At 37.8% G+C, this 7,662-nt stretch carries 3 protein-coding genes; 1 reads left to right on the top strand and 2 read right to left on the bottom strand.

The genetic code is table 11. The features are described from left to right. Positions 1 to 337: 337 nt before the first annotated feature. Positions 338 to 2,998: a T9SS type A sorting domain-containing protein gene (locus ENL20_08670; protein ID HHE38629.1), complete on the bottom strand. Its 2,661-nt coding sequence runs from the start codon at positions 2,996 to 2,998 to the stop codon at positions 338 to 340. 98 nt (positions 2,999 to 3,096) lie between these two features. Next, positions 3,097 to 4,767 carry a glucose-6-phosphate isomerase gene (locus tag ENL20_08665; protein ID HHE38628.1) on the bottom strand — a complete coding sequence of 557 codons (1,671 nt, stop codon included), beginning with the start codon at positions 4,765 to 4,767 and terminating at the stop codon, positions 3,097 to 3,099. A gap of 326 nt (positions 4,768 to 5,093) precedes the next feature. On the opposite strand from ENL20_08665, the gene ENL20_08660 reads away from it, so the two are divergent. After that, the coding region (locus ENL20_08660) for a CPBP family intramembrane metalloprotease (protein HHE38627.1) at positions 5,094 to 7,662 on the top strand (2,569 nt) is incomplete at its 3' end.

Genomic DNA, 7,662 nt, shown 5'->3' with positions numbered 1-7,662 from the left:
TGTCAGTCGTTATATCACCATGTTGGATGTCTTCTTCCAAACTTAATTCGATCAATTTTTCAATATTCATAGCGATAAAATAAAAAAAGCATTTACCTGTTCGGGCAAATGCTTTTTTTCTTGTTTGCTTCAATATCAGTAAATTTAAATTTCTTTTTAATTCGTTTCACAATTCTTCCCATTATTTACCTCTGAAAGTTAAAATTTTAGGAAACTTATTTTTGTCAAATATTTCGTATTTTTTGTCATACTGCCCTAAAAAATAAGTTTTGCTGGTTTCTCTAAAAAATAAAATACAAAATTATTTCAGTAAAAAATTGCAATTTCTTTCGAAATTTTACCTCTTCAAAGTCATCTTTCTGGTTACTGCTTGTTTTCCGTTAAATAGTCTTGCAAAATAAATTCCAGATGAAACGAGTTTTCCTTTTTCATCTTTTCCATCCCATATTTTAGAGTAAAGTGATTGTGTCGCTTTTACATCCAATACATCCGACAGATTTTGGATGCAGCCCAAAGTCTTCACCTTTTGTCCTTTAATGTTATAAATATTTATTCTTGCACACTTCGATTCCTCTGCGGTAAGGTTAAAGTAAATTGTTGTTGAAGAAGTGAATGGATTTGGATAATTTACAAGAGATACTTGAATTTGCTCATTTTCGATCAAATCTTCTGAAACGGAAGTGTCATCTTCGATCACAAAATCCCAGATTCCGCGTCCATAAGTTCCAAACCGAACCGTATTGATGGCAGGAACATAATCGACTGTCCAGTAAACCTGATCAGGTCCGGAAACTCCGGCAAGATCAATCCATTCTCCACTGCCATTGATTTCATAAGCGTACGGACCAACTTCAGTAGCTGCAAAAAGATATGTTTCGGAGATAGCGAGTTCAAAGACAAGAGTGTTGGGTAAACCTGCATCCATTGCCGAAAATGTGTGCCCACCATTCTCCGAAACATAAACAGCAGGATTGGAATAACCGCTTCCGGCAATATATATTTTTCCCATATCGGTTGGAGACGCAATGATGGAAGAACCGTAAAAATAATGGCTGTGAGGTCCTTCAAATTCAAGTGTAAATTGCCAGTCAATTCCTCCATTATGAGAATAAAAAAATCTTCCGTCAGTAGTCAGAACATACCTGTTATCAGGATCAAGCGGAGAATAAGCCATTGCTGAAACTTTTGTGCCATTATGTCCTTCTGCAAAATTATACATTTCTTCCACTGCAGTAATATCTCCATTTTGATAAAATAGATGCCAAAGATGAGCATCTCCATTTGAACCTCCACCGGCAACATAAACATTTCTCGGGTTCAAAGGATCTTCCATCAAAGGCGGCATCCAGAGATAATTGTTTCCTTCAAAATACCACCAAGAATTATTCGTATTTTCCGTAGCGTCGGGATAATAAATTGCAAATCCCGGATAGACCGACCAGACGCTGTTGCCGTTATCTCCGGAAACAATATGTCCGTAATCTCCGCTGATGATTTGCGTCAAATCCATAATTCCGCCCTGGTCATTCAAAGTTCTCTGAAAACCCTGATCCTGACTGCCGGCAAAGACGATGCGATGATTAAGACGATGCGTGTAGGTCGAGTAATATTGGCTGATCCGTAATCCGGAGAGAGAAATATTCTGAACAGTTAAAAGATCATCATAAGAAGCATAAGTTCCGCCATCTGTAGAGATCAACGCAAACTCAAAATTGTCGCCGATCCGAAAAATATCGATTCCGGGAATATCAGCATGCAGCATAGAATCCATATCATCGTAATATTCCCACCATTCATTGAGTTTTGTCCAATTCGATCCGCCATCAAAACTGCGGAAACATTCCATTCCTCCTACATAAATTTTCATTGGATCCAGTGACGAACAGGCAAAACTATTTTTGGTGAACGGAATCAGGTAATCACCTTCGATCTGGCTTTTATACTGCCAGTTGTAACCTCCATCTGTCGATTGATAGAAATATGCAATATCGTTAGCTCTGAACATGGCATAAAGGTAGAGTGAGGATTGAGTTTCACAACCGATCAATATCGTTTTGGAAATTGCATTTATGGAAAAATCAAGGTTGAAAGTCGTAACCAACACAAAATTTTCATTCTCTAATTTAAAGAGCATATTCCTGTTCAGAAAAAACACAGATGGAGAACCGTATTTCGGACTCCAGATATCCATTTTGCCGGAACCAACTACAAATGTTCCGATTTGTGAAAAAGTCTCACCGAGATCGGTTGACCTGTAAATAATGCAATTCCCGGAATTTTCTCTCACCACATACATCGTATAATTCCCGTCATTGACGATTATTCCTCTTCTTAATCTTCCTGATGAACTGAATCCGGAAGCAGTATTCCAGGTCAATCCCTGATCATCCGTGTAATAAACAACTGCCGGAGAATCCTGCACTACGATCAATCGGTTTTGATTTCCATTCGGAACAACTTTGATCATCTGTATATTATTGATCTTGAGATAATCATTAAGCGAGCTTGTCCAGTTTCCTTCCAGGTCTCCAATCCAGATGTTATTTCCTTGAGATGCTCCGTAAATGATGTTATTTTCGACATCGTAATCTGTCGTAAGCATCCTGCCGGAAAGATTGTTGCTGCCTTTTTCTTCCCAATATCCAACCAGATCGCGGTTGTTAAAAGTCTCGCAATATTTTCCTGTTGTTGGAAGTTCTCCGGAATTTACCAATTTCTTTCTCAAGGCTAATTTCTGCGTGTTTTTTTCTAACCTGGTTTGTTCATCGATCTTTCTCCAATCGACTCCCGGAGCAGTTCTGTGCATATTTTCGATCCATTGTTTGCGGTTTTTTTTGAATTCCTTTTTTGCTTTTTCCATTTGCAGATATTCGGTTGGAGAAGGATTTTTACTCAAGATTGGAAGAGGAGATTTCTCTTTTTGAAAAGGTTTATATTTCACAAAGAAAACAGATCCGATAAATATCGTAATTATTGAGATTATTATAACTTTTTTCATATCAACTCCAAAGTATCACAATCAATCCTGATTGTATTTTCGTAAAACAAGATTCCAATCTTGTTGAACAGATCAATTTGGCAAATTGATTCACATTCTCAAACAGGATTGTTTGAGATACTTCGCATATTTTTATACTCATTTATTAATCCGTTTGTCGAAGGATCGTGACTGGAAATTTGTTTATCGCTTTCCAGTTCAGGAAGAATCTTTTTTGCCAGTTGTTTTCCCAGTTCAACTCCCCATTGATCGAAACTGAAGATGTTCCAGATGATGCCCTGCACAAAAATCTTATGTTCATACATAACGATCAGACTTCCGAGAGTTCGTGGTGTTAATTTTTTAAATAAGATCGAATTTGTTGGTCGATTTCCCTGGAAAATTTTGAAGGGAAGTAGTTTTTCTATCTCTTCTTCTGATTTTCCGGAGTTTTTCAATTCTTCGATGACTTCGTCTTTATTTTTTCCCTTCATCAATGCTTCGGTTTGAGCAAAGAAATTGGAAAGTAGTTTTTGGTGATGATCTCCAATCGGATTATGCGAGATTACCGGAGCCAGAAAATCGCAGGGGATCATTTTTGTTCCTTGATGAATAAGTTGATAAAAGGCATGCTGTCCGTTCGTTCCCGGTTCTCCCCAGATGATCGGTCCGGTTTGATATTCGACCTCTTTTCCATTTCTATCTACATATTTTCCATTACTTTCCATATCTCCCTGCTGGAAATATGCTGCAAACCTGTGCAGATATTGATCATAAGGTAAAATCGCTTGCGATTCTGCACCGAAGAAATTATTATACCAAATTCCGATCAGAGCCAGAACTACCGGTATATTTTTCTCAAAAGGAGTTGTTCTGAAATGCTGATCCATTTCATAAGCACCTTGCAGCAATTCCTGAAAATTATCAAATCCGATAAAGCAGGCAATGGAAAGTCCTATCGCGCTCCACAGCGAATACCGTCCTCCCACCCAATCCCAGAAAACGAACATATTTTCCGGATCGATGCCGAAATCTTCCACGGCAGTTTTGTTCGTGGAAATTGCCACGAAATGTTTTTTGATGTAGTATTCATTTTTTGCTTTTTCCAAAAACCACTTTCTGGCAGAATATGCATTTGTCATTGTTTCCTGGGTGGTAAAAGTTTTGGATGCGATCATAAAAAGGGTTGTTTCAGGATCAATATCTTTCAAGGTTTCCGCAATATGTGTTCCATCCACATTAGAGACAAAATGAACATTCAGGTTCGGCTTCCGATAATGTTTCAAAGCTTCCGTAACCATAACCGGACCTAAATCCGAACCGCCAATGCCAATGTTTACAATATCTGAAATCGCTTTTCCGGTAAATCCTTTCCATTCTCCGGAAATAACTTTTTCTGAAAAAACCTTCATTTGCTCAAAAATAGCATTCACTTCCGGCATTACATCTTTTCCATCGACATAAACCGGAGTTTTGGAAAGATTTCTCAAAGCAGTATGAAGAACAGCCCGGTTTTCGGTTTCATTGATCTTTTCTCCGGAAAACATTTTCTCGATCGCATCTTTCAGATCGACTTCATCGGCAAGTTCCAGCAGTAATTTAAATGTGTTTTCGGTTATGATGTTTTTGGAAAAATCAACGAGAATATCTTTAAATTTCAATGAGAATTTCTCGAATCTTTGTTCATCATTTTCGAAAAGGTCTTTCATCTGAACTGATCTCATTTTCTGAAAATGTGTCTTAAGTTTTTTCCATGATTTGGTTTGGATTGGATTTATTCTTTTAAGCATTTTGGATTCCCTTACTTCTAAATTCCTACTTAATTCTCCTTTTAAAGAAACAAAATTGTTCTTTCTTTTAAGAACTGCTTTATTAGTTGTCTAAACCTTTTCATAAATTGCTCCGGAAACAACAAAAATATTTAGAAGCGAATATTTGTTTGAGAACATATATGTCAACAGTTTACTTGCTCTCAGTAAGAGAAATTACCCTCTGATCTGCACAGAAAAGTAACGAGAAAAGAAATCCTTTACAAATAAGTAAATACTAAATTAAAGAGACTTGCCAAATTTTCGACATTTGGCAAGTTTGTGTTGAAGTATCTGTAGGAGACATAATGTATAAAAAACCAATTTTCTGGATAATTTTCACGATTCTCGTCGTCTTGAGTATTTTCTTTGTTTTGAAGAATTTCTCAAAAGTTTTCTCGTTCGTAAATCTTGATATTTCCATGGATCGGAATCAGGCACTCAAGCAGGCTTCCTTGATAGCAGAAGAATATGATCTTGGTCCTGAAAAATATGAAAAGGCAGTAATTTTTGATGACGATCATTTTACACAGATCTATGTTGAACTGGAAGGCGGAGGAAAGGAAGTTTTCAATGAGATGCTTAAGGGTGAACTTTACAAACCTTATAAATGGCAGGTTCGTCTTTTCCGGGAAAATGAAACAAAAGAAGCAAAAATCTGGTTTACGCCTGATGGAAAAATTTATGGCTTCAGGGAAAAATTACCGGAAACGGAAGAAGGAACGAACATCTCACCCGATTCCGCCAGGTTTGTTGCAGAAACTTTTGCTACTGAAAAATGGAATATTAATCTTGATGAATTTGAATTAGTAGAGGATAAAAAGAACGAAGTTACCTGCGGAAGGATCGATCATACTTTTGTTTATGAAAGACCGGAACTAAAGCTCGAGGAAGCACGATATCGCCTGCAGATCACAGTCAGCGGGGATAAGGTTACGGAAATTCGTCATTTTATGAAAATTCCGGAAGCATTTAAAAGACGCTACCAGGAAATGCGATCTGCAAACGATACGATCGCCAGCGGAGGTATGATCGCCATGGTGATCCTTTATGGAATCGGCGGTATAATTATCGGTAGTTTTATTTTAATGAGAAAACGCTGGATCCTCTGGCGGAAAGCAGTTCTCTGGGCTTTTATCGTTGCTTTTCTGGGATTTATCGCAGGTTTTAATTATTTGCCTTTATACTGGAACTGGTACGATACAGCTCTATCCAAAAATGCCTTTCTCTTCCAGCAGATAATCCAATCATTAGTCGCTTTCATAACCGATTTCCTGCTCCTCGCTCTCACTTTTATTGCTGCGGAAAGCCTGACCAGAAAAGCATTTCCCAATCATATCCGTTTCTGGGAGATATGGAAAAAGGATGTGGCTAATTCCAAACGAGTCATCGGAAACACGATTTCAGGATATTTTGTTTCTACTATGTCGTTAGTTTTTGTTTTAAGTTTCTATTTTGTTACTACAAAATACTTCAACTGGTGGAATCCTGCTGGATTATTAATTGAACCAAATACACTTGCTACTGCATTTCCCTGGTTATCTGCTATTGCTAATTCCCTGCATGCCGGCTTCTGGGAAGAGTGTCTTTTTCGGGCAATTCCTTTGGCAGGAGCAGTTTTGATCGGAACAAAATTAGGAAAAAAGAAACTATTCCTCGGAATTGGTTTGATCATCCAGGCTTTGATCTTCGGTATGGGACATGCGAATTATGCTGCTCAACCCGCCTATGCCAGAGTTGTTGAACTGTTCATTCCATCTTTATATTTCGCCTTCCTTTATCTGCGTTTCGGACTGCTGACCGGAATTCTTATGCATTTTGCTTTCGATGCCATCCTGATGTCACTTCCCATCTGGATCAGTTCTACCAAAGGCATCTGGATTGGAAGATCAATTTTTCTTATCCTCTTCTTCATTCCGTTATTCATTGTTATTTATCGCTGGTTTCAATCAAAAAAGTTAGTAGAGATCAAAGAAGAAAATCTGAATAGATCATGGCAACCGGTTTTCAAAAAAGAAAAAGAAACGGTAGTCGATGAAAAAATACCAACAACAGGATTCAATCGAAAAAGCCTGAAATGGCTTCTCATTTTTGGAATTATTGGCATATTCCTCTGGTTCGGATTTTCCGACTTTCATAATTATTATCTTCCTTTAAAAATCAGCAGGAAACAAGCGATCGCAACTGCTAAACAAGAACTGCAAAGACAGGGAATCGAACTTTCCGACAACTGGGAAATCCTGGCTGAAATCTGGAATCAAACAACCAGCGAACATAGGTTTATCTGGCAGGAAGGCGGGAAAGATATTTTTCAAAAATTCATCGGGAAATATATCAAGGCTGCTTCCTGGAAAGTCCGATTTTTAAGATTTGAAGGAGATGTTGCGGAAAGAGCGGAAGAATACAATGTCTTTGTTCGTGAAAACGGAAAAGCATATCGATTCTGGCACCAATTACCTGAAGACCGGGAAGGAGCGATTTTAGAAAAAGGAGAAGCACAACAAATAAGTTATCAGGTTTTAGAGGATATTTATGGAATCGAGCCGCTGGCACTTAAAGAACTCTCTGCTTTACCGGAAAAACTTCCTAATAGAAAAGACTGGAAGTTCACCTATGAAGATACTCTCAATTACAATCTTCCAGAAGGAGAGTTGCGATACACTGTTGAAATTTCGGGTGATCTTCCGACCAATGTCATCAGTTATATTTATGCTTCGGAAGACTGGCTCCGGAACGAACGAAATCAGAAAAGAACTGCTGAAACTTTAACTTCATTTTTTAATATTATGCTCTTGATAATTTTTATTATTGCTGCCGGATTGGGGATCATTCGATGGACGAAAAGAAGTTTCTCAACCAGAATGTTTCTGTTTTTCT

The sequence above is a fragment of the Candidatus Cloacimonadota bacterium genome, assembly GCA_011372345.1.
Taxonomy (GTDB): domain Bacteria; phylum Cloacimonadota; class Cloacimonadia; order Cloacimonadales; family TCS61; genus DRTC01.
This window is presented reverse-complemented; position numbering and strand designations above follow the sequence as displayed.

Coding starts and splice junctions, on each gene's coding strand:
- ENL20_08670 (HHE38629.1), bottom strand. CDS start 2,998: ATGAAAAAAGTTATAATAATCTCAATAATTACGATATTTATCGGATCT.
- ENL20_08665 (HHE38628.1), bottom strand. CDS start 4,767: ATGCTTAAAAGAATAAATCCAATCCAAACCAAATCATGGAAAAAACTT.